Origin of the sequence: Rhizobium sp. UGM030330-04, assembly GCF_003208455.1 — a bacterium.
Taxonomy (GTDB): Bacteria; Pseudomonadota; Alphaproteobacteria; order Rhizobiales; family Rhizobiaceae; genus Agrobacterium; species Agrobacterium rhizogenes_A.
Genome location: NZ_QKML01000018.1, coordinates 36,226 through 53,594, shown reverse-complemented (window position 1 = coordinate 53,594; position 17,369 = coordinate 36,226). Strand labels below are relative to the sequence as shown.

At 60.2% G+C, this 17,369-nt stretch carries 18 protein-coding genes; 11 read left to right on the top strand and 7 right to left on the bottom strand.

Annotated elements, in window-relative coordinates; genetic code table 11:
- Positions 1 to 3: 3 nt before the first annotated feature.
- Together N434_RS22995 and N434_RS22990 are read right to left on the bottom strand one after the other, a co-directional pair.
- Positions 4 to 303, bottom strand: a complete 300-nt coding sequence (locus tag N434_RS22995; RefSeq protein ID WP_065115630.1) for a hypothetical protein — start codon at positions 301 to 303, stop codon at positions 4 to 6.
- Positions 303 to 2,603, bottom strand: a complete 2,301-nt coding sequence (locus tag N434_RS22990) for an FdhF/YdeP family oxidoreductase (protein WP_110760444.1) — start codon at positions 2,601 to 2,603, stop codon at positions 303 to 305. Before N434_RS22990 ends, N434_RS22995 begins: the two co-directional genes overlap by 1 nt.
- Before the next feature lie 397 nt (positions 2,604 to 3,000).
- On the opposite strand from N434_RS22990, the gene mgtE reads away from it, so the two are divergent.
- Both mgtE and N434_RS22980 read left to right on the top strand, forming a co-directional pair.
- Complete coding sequence (gene mgtE, locus N434_RS22985; protein ID WP_065115628.1) at positions 3,001 to 4,428, top strand: magnesium transporter; 1,428 nt, start codon at positions 3,001 to 3,003, stop codon at positions 4,426 to 4,428.
- A gap of 75 nt (positions 4,429 to 4,503) precedes the next feature.
- Positions 4,504 to 4,890, top strand: a complete 387-nt coding sequence (locus N434_RS22980) for a MerR family transcriptional regulator (RefSeq protein ID WP_004441868.1) — start codon at positions 4,504 to 4,506, stop codon at positions 4,888 to 4,890.
- Positions 4,891 to 5,043: 153 nt separating this feature from the next.
- On the opposite strand, the gene N434_RS22975 is transcribed toward N434_RS22980, so the two are convergent.
- Together N434_RS22975 and N434_RS22970 are read right to left on the bottom strand one after the other, a co-directional pair.
- On the bottom strand, positions 5,044 to 6,009 hold the full coding sequence (locus N434_RS22975) for a heparan-alpha-glucosaminide N-acetyltransferase (protein WP_110760443.1): 966 nt from the start codon (positions 6,007 to 6,009) through the stop codon (positions 5,044 to 5,046).
- 60 nt (positions 6,010 to 6,069) lie between these two features.
- Positions 6,070 to 6,762 (bottom strand): DUF599 domain-containing protein, encoded by a 693-nt coding sequence (locus N434_RS22970; protein WP_110760463.1) that lies wholly within the window; start codon positions 6,760 to 6,762, stop codon positions 6,070 to 6,072.
- Positions 6,763 to 7,264: 502 nt separating this feature from the next.
- On the opposite strand from N434_RS22970, the gene cobU reads away from it, so the two are divergent.
- The 5 genes from cobU to ccoP all read left to right on the top strand — a co-directional run bounded on the left by cobU (position 7,265) and on the right by ccoP (position 11,422).
- Entirely contained in the window at positions 7,265 to 7,786 is a 522-nt protein-coding gene (cobU, locus tag N434_RS22960; RefSeq protein ID WP_110760442.1) for a bifunctional adenosylcobinamide kinase/adenosylcobinamide-phosphate guanylyltransferase, read from the top strand.
- A gap of 239 nt (positions 7,787 to 8,025) precedes the next feature.
- On the top strand, positions 8,026 to 9,648 hold the full coding sequence (gene ccoN / locus N434_RS22955; RefSeq protein WP_065115625.1) for a cytochrome-c oxidase, cbb3-type subunit I: 1,623 nt from the start codon (positions 8,026 to 8,028) through the stop codon (positions 9,646 to 9,648).
- Between the two features lie 10 nt (positions 9,649 to 9,658).
- Positions 9,659 to 10,390, top strand: a complete 732-nt coding sequence (ccoO, locus tag N434_RS22950) for a cytochrome-c oxidase, cbb3-type subunit II (protein WP_003495954.1) — start codon at positions 9,659 to 9,661, stop codon at positions 10,388 to 10,390.
- Positions 10,391 to 10,402: 12 nt separating this feature from the next.
- On the top strand, positions 10,403 to 10,555 hold the full coding sequence (locus N434_RS22945) for a CcoQ/FixQ family Cbb3-type cytochrome c oxidase assembly chaperone (protein WP_003502810.1): 153 nt from the start codon (positions 10,403 to 10,405) through the stop codon (positions 10,553 to 10,555).
- Between the two features lie 3 nt (positions 10,556 to 10,558).
- On the top strand, positions 10,559 to 11,422 hold the full coding sequence (ccoP, locus tag N434_RS22940; RefSeq protein ID WP_110760441.1) for a cytochrome-c oxidase, cbb3-type subunit III: 864 nt from the start codon (positions 10,559 to 10,561) through the stop codon (positions 11,420 to 11,422).
- Positions 11,423 to 11,476: 54 nt separating this feature from the next.
- On the opposite strand, the gene N434_RS22935 is transcribed toward ccoP, so the two are convergent.
- Genes N434_RS22935 through N434_RS22925 form a run of 3 tightly spaced genes read right to left on the bottom strand, consistent with a single transcriptional unit; the run spans position 11,477 to position 12,712 of the window.
- Positions 11,477 to 11,923, bottom strand: a complete 447-nt coding sequence (locus N434_RS22935; protein ID WP_110760440.1) for a VOC family protein — start codon at positions 11,921 to 11,923, stop codon at positions 11,477 to 11,479.
- A 16-nt stretch (positions 11,924 to 11,939) separates the two neighbouring features.
- Positions 11,940 to 12,296, bottom strand: coding sequence for a VOC family protein (locus tag N434_RS22930; RefSeq protein ID WP_110760461.1), 357 nt, complete (start codon positions 12,294 to 12,296; stop codon positions 11,940 to 11,942).
- Positions 12,297 to 12,307: 11 nt separating this feature from the next.
- Positions 12,308 to 12,712, bottom strand: coding sequence for an SRPBCC family protein (locus N434_RS22925; protein ID WP_110760439.1), 405 nt, complete (start codon positions 12,710 to 12,712; stop codon positions 12,308 to 12,310).
- A 120-nt stretch (positions 12,713 to 12,832) separates the two neighbouring features.
- On the opposite strand from N434_RS22925, the gene ccoG reads away from it, so the two are divergent.
- Genes ccoG through ccoS form a run of 4 tightly spaced genes read left to right on the top strand, consistent with a single transcriptional unit; the run spans position 12,833 to position 17,356 of the window.
- Entirely contained in the window at positions 12,833 to 14,416 is a 1,584-nt protein-coding gene (ccoG, locus tag N434_RS22920) for a cytochrome c oxidase accessory protein CcoG (RefSeq protein WP_110760438.1), read from the top strand.
- Positions 14,413 to 14,913, top strand: a complete 501-nt coding sequence (locus N434_RS22915) for a FixH family protein (protein WP_110760437.1) — start codon at positions 14,413 to 14,415, stop codon at positions 14,911 to 14,913. Before ccoG ends, N434_RS22915 begins: the two co-directional genes overlap by 4 nt.
- The gene (locus N434_RS22910) at positions 14,910 to 17,201 is read left to right on the top strand and encodes a cation-translocating P-type ATPase (protein ID WP_110760436.1); all 2,292 of its coding nucleotides are present in this window, start codon (positions 14,910 to 14,912) and stop codon (positions 17,199 to 17,201) included. The genes N434_RS22915 and N434_RS22910 overlap by 4 nt, the downstream gene beginning before the upstream one ends.
- Positions 17,198 to 17,356 (top strand): cbb3-type cytochrome oxidase assembly protein CcoS, encoded by a 159-nt coding sequence (gene ccoS, locus N434_RS22905; RefSeq protein ID WP_035223387.1) that lies wholly within the window; start codon positions 17,198 to 17,200, stop codon positions 17,354 to 17,356. Before N434_RS22910 ends, ccoS begins: the two co-directional genes overlap by 4 nt.
- Positions 17,357 to 17,369: the final 13 nt, after the last annotated feature.

Genomic DNA, 17,369 nt, shown 5'->3' with positions numbered 1-17,369 from the left:
GTTTCAAATCCGGCAGGTGGCGGCGAGTGCCTGTCCTTCCGCCGTTGCCTCCAGAAAGCTGCGCTGGGTGCGGGCGTCGCGTTTTGTCACCCGCACATAGCGGGGCGACAGGGCAGCGATTTCGCGCAGAACGAGGGCATGTGCAAGCCCCAGCCGGTTGGCGATGCTGCGGCTGTCGGTGGCTATATCCAGATGAATCGCAAGAAGGATCGCGGCGCCCGTGGCCGTCAGTTCCTGCGATGTCGCTTGCCGGATCTGCTCCACCGCCGCCATGAAGGCGGCAGCAGACTGTTCCTCATCCATCAGGAGGCATCCGGGCGCAGGCGGACGGAAACCAGCACTGATTTCGATGTCGGTGTGAAGCTGCCTTCGCCATAGCTCGACAGCGGCACCAGCACGTTCAGTTCCGGGTAATAACCGCCGATGCTGCCCTGCGGGATATTGTAGGGTACCAGCCGGAAATTTTCCGCGACGCGCTCCACGCCGTCACCATATTCGCCGATGACATCGACACGCTGGCGCGAGTGGGCACCGAGCGTTTCCATGTCCTTCGGGTTCATGAAGATGACCTGGCGTTCGCCATAGACGCCGCGATAGCGGTCATCCATGCCGTAGATGGTGGTGTTGTACTGATCATGGCTGCGGAAGGTCTGCAGCACGAACAGATCGTCACGCAGCAGCGCCTGCTGGTGTTCGGTCTGTTCGGGCAACGGGCCGCTATAGAAGGTCGCCTTTTTCGCCGCCGTGTTCCATTGCCGCTCCGCCGCTGCATTGCGCAGGTGAAAACCGCGCGGCACGCGGACACGCTCGTTGAAATTGTCGAAGCCCGGAATGACCCGCTCGATCATGTCGCGGATGAGATCGTAGTCATCGGCGAGCGCCTTCCAGTTCACGGTGGCGTTGCCCAGCGTCGCTTCGGCTATGCCCGCGATGATGGCGACTTCCGAGCGCAGTTCGTCCGAAGCGGGCGGGTTGATGCCGCCCGAACCATGCACCATGCTCATGGAATCCTCGACGGTGACGATCTGCGCCCTGCCGGCCGAATTCAGGTCGATTTCCGTTCGTCCGAGACAGGGCAGTATGAAGGAGGTTTCGCCCGGCACCAGATGGGAATGATTGAGCTTGGTGGCGATGTTGACGGTGAGCTTCTGCTTCTCGAAAGCCTTGATGATCAGCGGGCTGTCAGGCGTCGCCCGCATGAAATTGCCGCCGAGCGCGATAAAGGTCTGAGCCTTGCCGTCCAGCATGGCGGCCACCGCTTCCACCGTATTATGGCCGCGCCTGCGTGGCATGGAAACGCCGAGTTCCTTTTCCAGCGCGTCGAGAAGTGCCGGCGGCGCTTTTTCATCGATGCCGACGGTGCGGTCGCCCTGAACGTTGGAATGGCCGCGCACCGGGCAAAGGCCGGCGCCGGGACGGCCGATATTGCCGCGCAGCAGCATGAAATTGGTGATCTCGCGCACGATGATGACCGAGTGGCGGTGCTGGGTGACACCCATGGCCCATGTGGCGATGACGGAGCCGGCATTCATGTAGATGCGGGCGGCTTCCTCGATGTCGGCACGGGTGAGGCCCGACTGATCGAGGATTGTTTCCCAGCTCGTCGCATCGACAGCGGCGCGATAGGCCTCGAATTCCGCCGCATGTTCGGCAATGAAGTCGTAATCGATGATGGCGGGTTCGCCCGCGGCCCGCGCGGCATCATCGGCCGCGAAGACCGCCTTGCTCATGCCGCGCACGGCCGCCATGTCGCCGCCCTGACGAGGCTGGTAATAATTGGTGGCGATGCGGGTGCTGCCGCCGGTGATCATCTCGATCTTGTCCTGCGGGTCGGCGAAGCGCTCCAGCCCCTTTTCCCGGATGGGGTTGAGGACGGCGATGCGGGCGCCGCGAAGGGCGGCCCGGCGCAGGTCACCCAACATGCGGGGATGATTGGTGCCGGGATTTTGGCCGATCACGAAGATGGCGTCCGTCTTTTCGAAATCCTCAAGCAGCACCGTGCCTTTGCCGACGCCGATCGACGCCTGCAGGCCAACACCGCTTGCCTCATGGCACATGTTGGAACAGTCGGGAAAATTGTTGGTGCCATAAAGCCGCACCATCAATTGATAGATGAAGGCGGCCTCGTTGGAGGCGCGGCCGGAAGTGTAGAATTCCGCCCGGTCCGGGCTGTCGAGGCTGTTGAGGATGCGACCGATCTCGGCAAAGGCCTCGTCCCAGGAGACCGGCAGATATTTGTCGCTCGTCCTGTCATAACGCATCGGATGGGTGAGGCGGCCCTGTTTTTCCAGATCGTAGTCGGACCAGCCGCGCAGTTCGGAGACCGTGCGGGTGGCAAAGAAGTCCGGCGGCACGCGGGCCTCCGTCGCTTCCCAGGCGACAGCCTTGACGCCGTTTTCGCAGAATTCGAAGGAGGAGCCGTGTTCGGGGTCGCCCCAGGCGCAGCCCGGGCAGTCGAAGCCGTCCGGCTGGTTGGTCTTCAGCAGGACGCGGGCGCCGGAAATCGGCGCGCCCGATTCCATGAGCCGTTTGCCCACACTTTTAAGCGCGCCCCAGCCGCCGGCTGCGGTGGATGCCTTGCCTATGAAGTCCGTCTTGCTCATTTTTCTGGTTTCCCGGAATTTGCCTGCCTGACGCTGAGATGGGAGGCGGCTTGCCGTTTGTCAAAGTCATATTCACAAGCGCCGATGTGCGCTTTATGTCAACGCCTTTGTTGTGCATTGCGATAAAACCGCAATGTCGGCGCCATCTGCGAATTTGGGAACGGCTCGGAGGTTGCGGACGTTGTCGTAAAATAGGCCGCAGAGATTGGCTATTCATCTCCGGGAGCCAGTCACGGTGGTGCCGGATTCGCGCTGAAGAGGAATGACGAATGGAATTTTCGCCGCAGTCGCGGAGCTTGTGGTTTTGCAGCTATCCGGTTGTTGACAATACGCTTTTTAACGCCATTCTGCCTGCGCATCCGTGCACTGCCGCATTTGACTACAAGGGGACGCAAGATTGACAGACCGTGACCACGATCCTGCCGCGCCCGAGGAGTTGAAGCCTGCGGATGCGCCCTCCGATATCTATGCCGAGGACGGGTCGGTCCGCTCCGACTTTCTGACGATGGTGGGCGCGGCAATCGCCGACCGCGACCTGCTTTTCCTGCGCAAGAACGTGGCGCGGCTGCATGAGTCCGAACTTGGCGACGTGCTGGAATCCATCCTGCCGGAACAGCGCCATGCGCTCGTGCGGCTTCTCGGTTCCGATTTCGACATGACGGCGCTGACCGAGGTGGATGAGGGTATCCGCCTCGATATCGTCGACCAGATGTCGAACGAGCAGATCGCCGCCGGTATCGGCGAGCTGGATTCCGACGACGCCGTCTACATTCTCGAGGACCTCGACGACGAGGACCGCGAGGATATTCTCTCGCAGCTGCCGTTTACCGAACGCGTGCGGCTGATGCGGGCGCTGGATTATCCGGAAAGCTCGGCCGGTCGACGCATGCAGACGGAATTCGTCGCCGTGCCACCGTTCTGGACCGTGGGGCAGACCATCGACTATCTGCGCGAAGAGGAAGAACTGCCTGACTCCTTCACGCAGATCTTCGTCATCGATCCCACCTTCAAGCTTGTCGGTGCGCTCGATCTCGACAAGGTGCTGCGCGCCAAGCGTCAGGTGAAGATCGAAACGATCATGCACGAGACCAACCACTCCATTCCGGCCGAAATGGACCAGGAAGAGGCGGCGCAGCTTTTCGAGCAGTATGACCTTCTGTCCGCCGCCGTGGTCGACAATAATGGCCGTCTGGTCGGTGTGCTGACCATCGATGACGTGGTCGACGTCATTCAGGAAGAAGCGGAAGAGGATCTGCTGCGCCTTGGCGGCGTGGGTGACGAAGAACTGTCGGACAGTATCGCCAGCACCTCGCGTTCACGTGTGCCCTGGCTTGCGGTCAATCTCATCACCGCCTTTCTGTCCGCCTCGGTCATCAGCCTGTTCGATGCGACGATCCAGCAGATCGTGGCACTGGCGATCCTGATGCCGGCGGTCGCCGGCATGGGCGGCAATGCCGGATCGCAGACCATGACCGTATCCGTGCGGGCGCTGGCGACCAAAAGTCTCGATATTCATAACGCCGCCCGCATTATCCGGCGCGAAGCGGGTGTAGGCATCCTGAACGGCATGTTGTTCGGCTGCGCCATCGGCGTTGTCGCCGGACTGTGGTTTCAGGACGTGCATATCGGCGGCATCATCGCCACCGCCATGTGTCTCAACATGCTGGCGGCGGCGCTGGCAGGCATTCTCATTCCGCTCGTCCTCGACAAATTCGGCGCTGACCCGGCGGTTTCCTCGGCCGTCTTCGTGACGGCGGTGACCGACATTGTCGGGTTTTTCGCCTTTCTGGGCATTGCGACCTGGTGGTATGGTATTTCAGGATAGGCGAGGGCGGCTGGCAAAAATTGACTTTTACGTGAAGGTCAAATAATATTTTCCGGTTATGAATCGGATAGGCCCGTGAACAAATATTATAGCATAACCGAACTGACCCGAGAATTCGGTGTTTCCACCCGTACCCTCAGATTTTACGAGGATGAGGGGTTGATCCATCCTGAGCGTCGCGGGCGCACACGGCTTTTCCGGGCCGCGGACCGCCGCCTCATTCAGGAAATCCTGCGTGGTCGCCGTATCGGTTTCACGATTGCTGAAATTCGCGAGATTATTCAGGTCTACAAGGAGCCGCCGGGCGAATCGGGCCAGCTTGTGCTTCTGATGAAGAAGGTTGATGAAAAGCGTGCCGACCTGCGGCAGAAGCGCAAGGATATCGAGGAGACGCTGGCGGAACTCGACAATGTCGAAGAGGCCTGTCTGACGCGGCTCGCCGAAATCGGCGTCGGGACTTGAACATAGCCCGATAGCGCTGCCGTTTCATAAATGCTGAAACATCTGCGCCTCTGGTTTCGCTTGTGAGACAGCAAATTGCGAGGTGATATCTTCGCGGGCGATCGCCGCCCTTATCGAGCGTCCGGCAAAGCGGCGGCAGGCCCTGACCTCTTTTTACTGTGCCTCAACCGTGCACTGCTGTGCCACTTCGCTGACCTTCGTCTGCTGATCGGCGCTGAGCTTGCCTTCCATCATGATGTCGAACAGGCTTTCCGCCTGCAGCTTCTCCAGCGTGCAGCCGCAGAAACGCTGGCACAGTTCCAGCCCGTTCGCCTGTTCGACACAGCTTTTTTCGCAGCTGGATTTGTAAAGCTCGACCTGATCGACGGGAGGCGGCGGTGCCACGACCGACAGGACATAAACGAGGCCGATCAACACTGGCTGATGAATGAGGTAGAAGGCCAGGCTGTGCCGGCCGGCGCTGGCAACCAGATTGCGTGGTGAGCTGGGGTTGCGAAAACGATCCAGCCAGCCGCGAGGGGTGACGAATTGCGAAACGCCAAGTCCGGCAAGGAATGGGGCGAGCCAGGGCAGCAACGGCACATAATCGTTGGAGCGGGGCGGCATGGTGGAAAAGCCGATCCAGGCCAGCCATTTCGCATTAAAGAGATCGGATTGCAGGTAGTGCGGTAGCGCGAAGGCGATCACCGCGAAAAGCAGCGTCACCAGCGCTGGTGCGCGCAGGAACAGCAGCCCGACGAGGCTTGCGGCGGCGATATTATGCAGGATGCCGAAGAAGATGAAACTGTCGGGAAAGGCGAAATAGGTGGCGGCGGTAATCAGCAGCGCCGAACCTGCCACCATGGCGAAACGCTTGCCGAAGGACGGCCAGTTCAGGCCTTTACCGTGGGCGAGAAACAGGCTGAAGCCGGCCAGAAACAGGAATGAAGTGGCGATGCCGCGGGCATAGAGCTTCCACAGGCCCGTGGTTGCCGTGCCGGGTTCGAGATAACCGAAATATTCCAGATTCCACGTGAAGTGGTAGGAGGCCATGGCGAGAAGCGCCAGCCCGCGCAGGGTATCAAGACCGCCTATACGGCCCCTGCGGTTGGTTTCGGTGGTGGCTGCGTTTTTATCCATGTTTTCCGCTTTTCACGAGACCGGTATTCATTCGGGCTTGGCCCTTGAAGTGCGGCTATTTCAAGGCCTGCTGTCTTCCATGATGGCGCGACGCGCCTCGGAAAAGAACTGCCGGCGCAAGAGCGCCACGATGATGATGACGGTGCTGGCGATGAAGACATAGGGGCTGATGAACCAGCCGAGATAACCGATGGATAGAAAGATCGTCCGCAGGCCATCATTGAAGTTCTTAGCAGCGATGATGTTCATCTTTATGACGTTTTCGGCGGCGCGCTCGGCCGCCTCGCGGTCCGCACCGGCATCGTGGACCATGGGAATGGCGCCGAACAGGATCGTGCAATAGTTGAACAGGCGGTAGGACCAGCCGAATTTGAAGAAGGAATAACCGAACAGACAGGTCAGCCCGATGACCTTCAGCTCGAAGGCCGTGCGCCCGGCATAATGCACGAATGGCATGTCGCGAAACACCGATTCGACCTGTTCGGTGGCGCCCAGCAGGGCAAAACAGCCGCCGATGGCGAAGATGGAGGTGGAGGCGAAGAAGGCCGTGCCGTTCTGCAGACCGGCCATGATCTGCGTGTCGATCATCTTCAGATCGCGTTTGAGCGAATTCATGATCCAGTCGCGCCGGCGCTCGGCCATGGCCTGGTTGAGGCTGGCGCGCGCAAACAGCCGCGATCCCGTCGTGATATGGGTATAGGCAGCCCACAGCACGACGAAAATGACGATCGATATATAGTCCATGACGGTCATCACGGGCAGGTCACCTTGCTGTTTGCGAATCTTCGAAAGCATATTGATTTGAAGGCCATGGCAAGGCAATGGCGGCGGCCCCGTCGCGCGAATATTCTGCCGCCGCGTTGCAGCTTCGTCATGGCGCGGTTTCGCTAACCTTCCGGTAACCCTATGGCTTTATCAATCGCTTCGCGGACGGAAGGTCTGCCGGTTCCGGGTGAGGTTTTGCGTACCGGTTCCGTGTAAATTCCCGGCACTATCCCCGGCCGATTGACAGAACAGCCATTCGCACCTAGCCTTTCATGAGGACCGGTGTTTCCGGTATCCGGAGTTGCCAAGGCTGATATGTCCCGCATCCCGCAGGCAGGTTTTGTCTCTCCGGTCCGGTATCAGCGGCAGTCCGGCATGAACAACCGGGGGACGCCTTTTTCTACGAATCGTTCCCTTCATGGCCGCCTGTTTCTGGCTTGCGACATCGCAAAGACGCCGGTCCGTCTCATTTTCCTCATTCAGGTTTCCGATGACAGATAAAAACCGCTCCGTTTTCATTCTTGGCGGCGCGCGCTCCGGCAAGTCGCGTTTTGCGGAAGAGCTTGCGGTAAATGCCGGCGGAAGCCTGCATTATCTGGCCACCGGCAGGCCATGGGATGAGGAGATGCGTGACCGTATCGGCCATCATCAGGCGCGGCGTGGCGGCGAGTGGACGACTCATGAAGCGCCGGTCGACATAGTCCCGGTGCTCGCGCGCCTCGACCGGCCGGAGAATATCATCCTCATCGACTGCCTGACATTGTGGCTCACCAATCTGATGATGGAAAATGCCGATATCGATGCCGCCTTCGACGTTTTGGCGGCGGCCGTGGCGCCGGCAAAAGCGAAACTGATTCTCGTCTCCAATGAGGTTGGTCTTGGCATCGTGCCTGAAAATCGCATGGCGCGTGAATTCCGCGATCATGCCGGCCGGCTGCACCAGCGTATCGCGGCCATTGCCGACGACGTTTTTTTCGTCGCCGCCGGGCTGCCCCTCAAGATGAAGGGCTGACGCGACATCTGCGAAAGCAGGTTCGCCGTGACCGCGCACTTTTGCTCTTCCGCAAATTCCCCTCATAAAGCCGCGCCCTGTTTTACCGGGGCTGCGACAGCTTTGCTTTCTTGATCTGGATCAAGGTGGCGTTGCCCTGCCGGTGGCAATGCTCCAACCGACGCAAAGGCGCGTTTCCGCTCTCCCAGGCGCACAACCTGCCTTTCGTCGGTCGGCTTGCACGTTGGGGGAAACCAACAATGAATTACACGTTAGAAACCGCGATCGTGGCCCTTGGGGCCTTTCTCGCGTTGCTTGGGGCAGCTTTTGCCCATGACAGTCTTTTCGCCGCCCATATGTGGGTGCTGTTCTTTACACTGCTGGTCAGCACGGTGCTTCTTTTGCGCCGTGTCTCCTTCGCGCCTGTCGATCCGGCCGCGCTCGCCCGCCGCAAGTCGGAATATTTCGACGAGGTGGTGAAATACGGCGTCATCGCCACCGTGTTCTGGGGTGTCGTCGGTTTTCTGGTCGGGGTCGTGGTGGCGCTTCAGCTTGCCTTTCCCGATCTCAACATCGCACCTTATTTCAATTTCGGCCGCATGCGGCCGCTGCACACCTCGGCGGTGATCTTCGCTTTCGGCGGAAATGCGCTGATCGCCACCTCCTTTTACGTGGTGCAGAGAACCTGTCGGGCGCGCCTGTTCGGCGGCAATCTCGGCTGGTTCGTGTTCTGGGGTTATAACCTCTTCATCATCATGGCCGCCACCGGTTACCTGCTGGGCATCACCCAGGGCCGCGAATATGCCGAACCGGAATGGTATGTCGATATCTGGCTGACCATCGTCTGGGTCGCCTATCTCGTGACCTTCCTCGGCACGATCTTCATGCGCAAGGAGCCGCATATCTATGTGGCGAACTGGTTCTATCTCGGCTTCATCGTCACCATCGCCATGTTGCACATCGTCAATAATCTGGCGGTGCCCGTGTCGTTCCTGGGCGTCAAGAGCTATTCGGCGTTCTCCGGCGTGCAGGATGCGCTGACGCAATGGTGGTATGGCCATAACGCCGTCGGCTTCTTCCTGACGGCCGGCTTCCTCGGCATGATGTATTATTTCATTCCGAAGCAGGTGAACCGCCCGGTCTATTCCTACCGCCTGTCGATCATCCACTTCTGGGCGCTGATCTTCATGTATATCTGGGCTGGTCCGCACCATCTGCACTATACCGCGCTGCCCGACTGGGCGCAGACGCTCGGCATGGTGTTCTCGGTCATGCTGTGGATGCCTTCGTGGGGCGGCATGATCAACGGCCTGATGACGCTTTCGGGCGCATGGGACAAGATCCGCACCGATCCCGTCGTGCGCATGATGGTGATGGCGGTGGCCTTCTACGGCATGGCGACCTTCGAAGGTCCGATGATGTCGATCAAGGCCGTCAACTCGCTCAGCCACTATACCGACTGGACAATCGGCCACGTTCATTCCGGCGCGCTTGGCTGGAACGGCATGATCACCTTCGGCGCGATCTATTACCTGACGCCGAAACTCTGGGGCAGGGACCGTCTCTACAGCCTGCAACTGGTCAACTGGCACTTCTGGCTCGCCACTCTCGGCATCGTTGTTTACGCCGCCGTCATGTGGGTGGCCGGCATCCAGCAGGCTCTGATGTGGCGCGAATATGATGCCCAGGGCTTCCTCGTCTATTCCTTCGCGGAATCGGTCGCGGCCTTGTTCCCCTATTACGTGATGCGTGCACTGGGTGGCCTGATGTTCCTCAGCGGAGCGCTGATCATGGCCTACAACGTCACGATGACCATCCTCGGTCATCAACGCGAGGAGGGCGCCCGCAAGGACGCGGCTCCTTCGCTGCAGCCTGCTGAATAAGGAGAGGCCGATGTCCATACTTGACAAACACGGCGTCATCGAACGCAACGCCACGCTGCTTCTGGTCGGCTCCCTGCTGGTCGTCTCCATCGGCGGTATCGTGGAAATCGCACCGCTCTTTTATCTCGAGAACACCATCGAGAAGGTGGAGGGCATGCGGCCCTACACGCCGCTGGAACTGGCCGGGCGCAACATCTACATCCGTGAGGGATGTTACGTCTGCCACAGCCAGATGATCCGGCCGTTCCGCGACGAGGTGGAGCGTTACGGGCATTACAGCCTGGCGGCGGAATCCATGTATGACCATCCGTTCCAGTGGGGTTCCAAGCGCACGGGGCCAGACCTCGCGCGCGTCGGCGATCGTTATTCGAACGAATGGCACGTGCAGCATCTGGCCGATCCGCGCTCCGTGGTGCCGGAATCGATCATGCCGTCATACGCCTTCCTCAAGACGACGCCGCTGAAGATCACCGACATCTCGATGGAGCTGAAGGCCAACCGCGCCGTCGGCGTTCCCTATAGCGATGAGATGATCGAGAAGTCCGCAGCCGATCTGGCCGCCCAGGCCGATCCGAATGCGGATTCGTCGGAACTTCTGGCGCGTTACCCGAAGGCGAAGGTCGGCGATTTCGACGGCGATCCGGCCAAGCTTACCGAAATGGATGCTCTGGTCGCCTATCTGCAGATGCTCGGCACGCTGGTCGATTTCTCGACCTATGACGATGCCGCCGGATACCGGTGAGGAGGCGAAACGATGGAAACCTATACGGCCATGCGCCACTTCGCCGACAGCTGGGGCCTGCTTGCCATGACCCTGTTCTTCGCCGGCGTCGTCGTTTTTACCCTTCGCCCCGGCTCCAAGAAGGCCGCGGACGATGCCGCCAGCATTCCGCTCAAGGAGGACTAGGATATGTCCGAAAAACACATTGATGACATCAGCGGCGTCGAAACCACCGGCCACGAATGGGACGGTATCCGCGAGCTGAACAATCCCATGCCGCGCTGGTGGGTCTGGACCTTTTATTTCACGATCCTCTGGGCCATCGGTTATACCATCGCCTATCCGGCTTACCCGCTGATATCAGGCGCAACAAAAGGCTTGCTCGGCTGGAGCAGCCGCGGCGAAATCGCCGCCGAAATTGCCGATGCGAAACAGGCGCAGAGCGTCTATGTCGACAGAATCGCCAATTCCTCGCTTGCCGAAATCCAGGCGGACCCGACCCTGATGCAGTTTGCGCTTTCCGGCGGTGCAGCCGCTTTCAAGGTCAATTGCATTCAGTGTCACGGTTCGGGCGCGGAAGGCGGGCAAGGTTATCCCAACCTCAATGACGATGACTGGATGTGGGGCGGCAGTACCGACGATATCTACACGACGGTGAAGCACGGCATCCGTTTTGCCGATGATCCTGATACGCGCGCTTCGGAAATGCCGGCCTTCGGCGACATCCTCCAGTCGAACGAAATCCGCGAGGTCGCCGCCTATGTCGTCAGCCTTACCGGCACGCCTTCCAACCCGGCGCTGGTGGAACCCGGCAAGCAGCTCTTTGCCGACAATTGCGCCTCGTGCCATGGGGAAGACGCCAAGGGTAATCGCGAATTCGGGGCGCCCAATCTGGCCGACGCGATCTGGCTGAAGTCGCATGGGGAGGAGGGGATCGTTTCGCAGATCCGTTCGCCCAAGCACGGTGTCATGCCCGCCTGGGGTGAGCGTCTCGGTGACACGACCGTCAAGCAGCTGGCGATCTTCGTGCATTCGCTTGGTGGAGGCGAATGAGGCAAGTAGAATATAAAGAAGGGCGCCGGAAGGCGCCCTTTTTTATTGTTCAGATCAGGCGTTTTCCGACCGTCCATCCGCATATTCGGCCGGTCCCTTCAACTCGATCTTGTTGCCGAAGGGATCACGGAAATAGAACGAATGTCCCATCCCTCTCGCGCCGCCGTGAAAGGCTTCCTGTTCTAGCGTGACGTTAAATTTCGCCAGATGGGCGCGAAGCGCATCATGGTTCAGGGGACCGGTCGCTATGCAGATGTGATCGACATTACGACCTCCGGCGACGGGCGGAGCGGCCTTTGTGCCACCGGGGTGCGTGACATCCCACAGCACGATCAAGGCATTACCGCACCAGACTTGTTCCATCCCGAGAGCAGGGTAAGAGTAACCATCCCTGCACCCCAGCACGTTCCGGTAAAAATCGAGCGCCCGCGTCATGTCGTCGACGATGAAGACGATATGATCGATACCGACCAACGAAAAAGGCGGTGTTGTCAAAGTCATGGCGAGCTCCTGCCGATCAGCTTTTCGACCAGACGGCCAGTTCATATCCGTCCGGATCGGTGAAGTGAAAACGCCGTCCGCCCGGAAACTCGAAAAGTGCTATGCTGATCTGTCCGCCGGCGGCTTCGACACGCCGCTGGACATCCTCGATATCGGAGGCGTAGAGAATGACGAGCGGTCCGCCCCTGGCCGAAACCGGCGCCGTGGTGGTGAAACCGCCGGTCAGCCGGCCATCGGAAAACTCGCAATATTGCGGACCGTAATCCTTGAAGGTCCAGCCGAATGCGCCGCCGTAAAATTCCTTGCTGCGCTCGATATCGGCAACGTTGAATTCGACATAGTCGATGCGCCGGTCATTGGCATTTTCTGTCATCATTTACTCCATCAATCCGCTTCAAGCAGGGATTTCAGCGTTTCGAGATCGGCCGTGATCGCGCTCGCGTCCTGCTCGAACTCCTCGTCCGTCATGCCGTCAAGCCGAAGCAGCGTGAAGCTCACTTCCGCGCCGCTGCCATTCGGCGTTACCCGAAGCGCGTTATAGACCTTCAGCCCATCAGGCAATGTAACGACATGATCTATGACGCCGAATTCGTTGGCCGGGGCAAAATTCACCCGCACCTCGCCAAGCGGCCCGCCATCGGCGATCCAGTCGTTGCCATCCGGTTTCAGCCCGCCGCCCAGACCTGCCGCCCAGCGCGGCATGTTCTTAGGGTCGGAGGCGAAACCATAGACCTGTGCCCACGGCTTTTCGACTGACAGGTGAATGATTCTCGACTGCATGACAGGCATCTCGTCCTCCCTCTGCGGCGCATGCCTCCGGCTGCGCCACTTTGTCGTCACTTGATGTAAGTCAAGGATGTTTCACCGGGGAGATGGGAGAAAGCAAGGAGATAAAAATGGACTCCTATCATGAACATTTATCGCGCCGGACAGGATCGCCCGCAACAGCCCGTCGAAAGACTGGAGGCGGAAGCCGTCAATTCCGCAAAAACGCGCAAACCGCTTTACGAAGCGCGCAAGAAGATTTTTCCGAAGCGCGCCGAGGGCAGGTTCCGGCGGTTCAAATGGTTGGTGATGCTGGTCACGCTCGGCATTTACTATCTGACGCCTTTCCTGCGCTGGGACCGCGGTCCCTATGCGCCCGATCAGGCGGTATTGATCGATATCGCCAACCGGCGCTTTTATTTCTTCTTCATCGAAATCTGGCCGCAGGAGTTCTTTTTTGTTGCCGGCCTGCTGGTCATGGCGGGGCTGGGGCTGTTTCTCGTCACATCGGCCGTCGGGCGTGCGTGGTGCGGTTACACCTGTCCGCAGACCGTCTGGGTCGACCTGTTTCTGGTGGTCGAACGGGCGATCGAGGGCGACAGGAACGCCCGCATGAAACTGGATGCGGCGCCCTTCACATTTGGCAAATTGCGCAAGCGGGTGCTGAAACATGCGATCTGGCTGGTGATCGGCGTTCTGACCGGCGGTGCTTGGATTTTCTATTTCGCCGATGCACCGACGCTGGCGATGCAGTTCATGACCGGGCAGGCGCCGATGATCGCCTACTCGACCGTCGCCACGCTGACCGCCACCACCTATGTTTTCGGCGGGCTGATGCGGGAGCAGGTGTGCACCTACATGTGTCCCTGGCCGCGCATCCAGGCGGCGATGCTGGATGAGAATTCGCTTGTCGTCACCTATAATGACTGGCGCGGCGAACCGCGCTCGCGGCACGCCAAGAAGGCTGCGGCAGCTGGGGAGAGCATCGGCGATTGCGTCGATTGCAATGCCTGTGTCGCGGTCTGTCCCATGGGCATCGACATCAGGGACGGGCAACAGCTGGAATGCATCACCTGCGCGCTCTGCATCGATGCCTGTGACGGGGTGATGGACAAGATCGGCAAGCCGCGCGGGCTGATCGCCTATGCGACGCTGTCCGAATATCAGTCCAACATGGCGCTGGCGACCGGCAATGGCGAATACGCCATCCGCCCCGCCAATGTGCGTGAGGAGGACGGCAGTTTCAGCAAGCGTGTCCGCCACTTCAACTGGCGCATCATCTTCCGGCCGCGCACGCTGCTTTATACCACCATATGGGCTGCCGTTGGCATCGGCATGCTGTTTGCGCTGGTGACGCGCGAGCGGCTGGCGCTCAATGTGCTGCACGACCGTAATCCGCAATATGTGCTGGAATCGAACGGTTCGATCCGCAACGGCTATACCGTGCGCATTCTCAACATGGTGCCGCAACCGCGCATAATGAGCCTGACAATAGAAGGCCTTCCCAATGCGGTGATGAAGATAAACGGCATGCCGGATACGGCCGCGCGCGCCTTCGAGGTGACGGTGGAGCCGGATGAGGCGACGACGCTGAAGGTCTTCGTCACCCTGCCGGGCAAGGATATCGCGCGGACGGCGGAAAACTTCGAATTCATCGTCAGCGATACGGTCGGCCACGAAACGGCCCGCTACGATGCGGTCTTTAATGCTCCGGGAGTGAAAAAATGACAGTCAACAATCGCCAGACCTCCGGCTTCGTTTTCACCGGCTGGCACATGCTCGGCGTCATGGTGCTGTTCTTCGGCACCATCATCACCGTCAACATGATCATGGCCTGGAATGCGGTCCACAGCTGGAGCGGGCTCGTCGTACCCAACACCTATGTTGCCAGCCAGCAGTTCAACGCCAAGGCGGAAGCCGCCAAGGCACGGGCTGCAACCGGCATCAAGGGCAGGCTTGTGGTGGATGAGAAGACCGTGCGTTACGAGGTTTTCCATCCGGATAAAGGCCCGATCGATACGGACACGGTGACGGCGCATTTTCGCCGGCCCGTGGGTGAAAGCCAGAATTTCGACATGGAACTGACCCCGGCCACCACCGGCGTCTTCACCGGCGCGCATGACATGCTACCGGGGCAATGGATCGTTGAGATCACCGCCGTCAAGGACGGCCGGATCATCGTGCATGAGGGCACGCGGATCGCCGTTATCAGGGGACGTCAATGAGCTGCTGCGCACCGGGAACGGAAGGCTCGCTTCAACTCGGCGAGCCGGTCAATCCACCATCGTCGGAGGAATTGCTGCTGGCGAGCCGCGATCTGGGGCAGGGGCTGCGTCAGACCGATCTCAGCGTGCCGGATGTTTATTGCGGTGCCTGCATCACAACCATCGAGACCGCGCTTAACCGTTTGCCGCAGGTGGAACGCGCGCGGGTGAACCTGTCGTCCAAACGTGTGGCGGTTGTCTGGAGGGAAGAGGTCAATGGCATCAGGACCGATCCCGTCGAGATTGCCCGTGCAATCCTGTCGACGGGATACCGCACACATCTTTTCGCCAGCGGGCAGGATGCTTCGGACGCGTTACGCTCGCAGCTGATAAGGGCGGTGGCGCTGTGCGGTTTTGCCTCCGCCAATATCATGCTTCTGTCCGTCTCCGTCTGGTCGGGGGCGGATGCGGCGACGCGCGACATGTTCCACTGGATTTCGGCGATGATCGCCGCGCCGGCGTTGATTTATGGCGGGCGTTTCTTCTATCAATCTGCCTGGAACGCGCTGAAACACGGCCGCACCAATATGGATGTGCCGATCGCGCTTGCCATCACGCTCTCTTATGCCGTTTCGCTGTGGGAGACTATTCATCACGGTGAGCATGCCTGGTTCGATGCGACCGTGTCGCTGCTGTTCTTCCTGCTGATCGGCCGCACGCTCGACCATATCATGCGCGACAAGGCGCGCTCGGCCATTGCCGGATTGGCCCGGCTTTCGCCGCGCGGGGCGACCGTCATCGGTGAGGATGGAACGCGGGAATACCGCCAGCTTGCCGATGTCCAACCCGGAATGTCGATTGCGCTTGCGGCCGGTGATCGTGTGGCGGTGGATGCCGTGGTCGTTTCCGGCAGCAGCGATCTCGACATGTCCATCGTCAATGGTGAAAGCGCGCCACGCCGCGTTGCGGCAGGCGACAGCCTGCAGGCCGGCACGCTCAACCTCACCGGTTCGCTCACCGCCCGGGTGACCGCCTCGGCCAGGGATTCCTTCCTGTCGGAAGTGATCGGGTTGATGGAGGCGGCCGAAGGCGGGCGGGCGCGTTACCGCCGTATCGCCGACCGCGCCGCAAGCTATTATTCGCCCGTGGTGCATCTTCTTGCGCTGGTTACATTCCTCGGCTGGGGCATTTTGGGCGGGGACTGGAAACAGGCGATGCTGATTGCCATTGCGGTTCTCATCATTACCTGCCCCTGTGCGCTCGGCCTTGCCGTTCCCGTCGTGCAGGTGGTGGCCGCTGGAAGGCTCTTCCGGCACGGCATCATGGTCAAGGAAGGCTCGGCCATGGAGCGGCTGGCCGAAATCGACACCGTATTGTTCGACAAGACCGGCACCCTGACCGTTGGTAAACCGAGACTGGTCGAGACAGGTGATGTGAAGCCGGCCACCATGGCAATTGCGGGGGGACTTGCGGCCCATTCGCGTCATCCTCTCTCGAAAGCCCTGCATGCCGCCTATAGCGGTGCCTTGCCGGCCTATGAGGTGGTGCGGGAAATTCCAGGCTCGGGCGTCGAGGCCGAGACGGAAGCCGGCATCTACCGGCTCGGCAATCGCCGTTTCGCCTGCCCGGATGAGGCACGGACCGACAATGGCGATGCGCGGTCGGAAGTGGTGCTGTCGCTCGATGGCCATCAACTGGCAAGCTTCGGTTTCGAGGATAATCCGCGCGCGGGTGCGGTTGCGGCTTTGCGTAATCTCTCAGTTCGGGGCCTGATGCAGGAAATCGTTTCGGGTGACCGGGCCGCCGCCGTCAGCGCGATGGCGCAGCGCCTGGGGATTGGCAACTGGCGTGCGGACCTGTCGCCGAAGGACAAGGCGGCGCGCTGCGCCGAACTTGCCAGCGAGGGTCGCAGGGTGCTGATGGTGGGAGACGGTATCAACGATGCGCCGGCGCTCGCCGCGGCCCATGTTTCCATGGCGCCCGCCACCGCCGCCGATATTGGCCGTCAAGCCGCGGATTTCGTGTTCATGCAGGAGGATCTCGATGCCGTGCCTTTTGCGATCGAGACATCGCAGCGGGCCGGAAGGCTTATCCGGCAGAACTTCGCGCTTGCCATCGGCTATAATATCATCGCCGTGCCGATTGCGATTGCCGGTTATGCGACGCCGATGATCGCGGCCATTGCGATGTCGACATCTTCATTGATCGTCGTTGCCAATGCGTTGCGCCTTGCCGGTGCGGCTGAAACCATCCGTCCCCGGAACGAGATGAAAACAGGATTTGCAGGCGAGGGGGCGCAACTGGCATGAACATGCTGATCTATCTCATTCCCGTCGCGCTGTTTCTGGGCGCGCTCGGGCTTTTCGCCTTCCTCTGGTCGGTTCGATCAGGGCAGTATGACGATATGGACGGGGCTGCCTGGCGGGTAATCGATGATGGGGATGACCGGCCACGACCCTCTTGAAGGAGAAGCAAAA